The organism is Pedobacter sp. 01N416 (assembly GCF_056399685.1).
The window spans coordinates 1-1280 of record NZ_JBFTRT010000878.1 but is presented as its reverse complement, the minus strand read 5'-3'; the positions used below and the strand labels follow the sequence as shown (position 1 = coordinate 1280).

The window sequence follows — 1280 nt, the reverse complement described above, 5'->3', positions numbered from 1 at the left end:
CATTAGTATTGTTAGTAGGGATTTTTAATCCCGTCTGAAAAACCTTAAGATTTATAATTCTTAAAATCAAAATGCGGATTACAAATCCGTATTGCAAAGGTCAAGATCACAGGTCCTGACCAACACGGAGAAAAAGATTAATATTGTTAGTCGGGATTTGTAATCCCGTCTTAAGAACCAAGGATTTATAATCCTTAAACRCATATAGATCAAAATGCGGATTACAAATCCGCAGAGCAAAGGTCAAGATCACAGATCCCGACCAACACGGTTGTCAACAATATTAAATCTAAACAGCAAAAATGTTTTTTGTGATAAAAAATTAAGTCCTATTTTTGCGGCATGTCGTCTAAATATAAGATTTTATACTTTTTCCAAAATTCTGATACTGCTATTCTAGAAATTCAACGTCTTGGTCTGCCCGACAATGCAGATGCAGAAGCGACCTACCACTGGCTTTACTTTGATAAAATTTCAGGCTCACTGATTAAATTATGGTTCAGATCAATGGATTCTTCTACCGAAATTGAAGAACGTTATTTTGAGCAGGGTTATCTTAAATTCAATAAAACAGAGGCAACATATATCGAAAAACACAATTCTTCGCAGCAAAAACTCAACAACATGGGCAATAGAGCTATTGGAGATGAAATAAATGCGCTATTAGAAAATTACCTAAAATAATTAGTATTTAGGCCATTTCTGGCAGTTCTGATTCTAAATCTGCTTTAGTTAAAGGATAACGAGAGGCGTAGAAATCTTGTAGTAACTGACAAAAACCAGGATACCATTCTTGTTTTTGCATGCTTTCTAAAAGCTGCGCACAGGCGAGTACATCGGCATCAGCCTGATGCAGTGCGTGGGCAACAAAATTAACCACATCCCAAATGCCTTCCATCATAAAAAACCTAAATGTAGATAAGATTGCAGACCATTGTACTTTTTTAGCCTGTAACAAAAAAAACCGTGAAACAGGGCTGCATAAACGTTTAAAGGCCATATAATCCTCTTCAGCACCTGCTAAGTTTAAAAGGCCATCCTTATAAGGGAGATTTACAATTTCTGCAGCAATTTTATCACGACCATGGAAATAAACACTTCCTGCACAGATAGAAGATATCGATATCAGGGATAAATGATCGTAAACTTCGGGATGCATTTTCAACTTTCCATTACGTACAAATACCAGTCCGCCCTTTTTAGTTGCCCCAACCTTTGTATTCATGGCCGATAAACTTAAGAGCTCAAATTCGCCCGCAAAGTTAAGTGCTGTTACAAAC

Annotated in this window: 2 protein-coding genes; one reads left to right on the top strand and one right to left on the bottom strand. The window is 36.6% G+C overall.

Translation table 11 applies throughout. The annotated features are described in order from the left end of the window. The first annotated feature begins 342 nt into the window (after positions 1 to 342). Positions 343 to 684 carry a hypothetical protein gene (locus AC1DND_RS28075; RefSeq protein WP_477586166.1) on the top strand — a complete coding sequence of 114 codons (342 nt, stop codon included), beginning with the start codon at positions 343 to 345 and terminating at the stop codon, positions 682 to 684. Between the two features lie 7 nt (positions 685 to 691). Here the strand turns inward: AC1DND_RS28075 and AC1DND_RS28070 are convergent. Further along, the coding region (locus tag AC1DND_RS28070; protein ID WP_477586165.1) for a hypothetical protein at positions 692 to 1280 on the bottom strand (589 nt) is incomplete at its 5' end.

Coding starts and splice junctions, on each gene's coding strand:
- AC1DND_RS28075 (WP_477586166.1), top strand. CDS start 343: ATGTCGTCTAAATATAAGATTTTATACTTTTTCCAAAATTCTGATACT.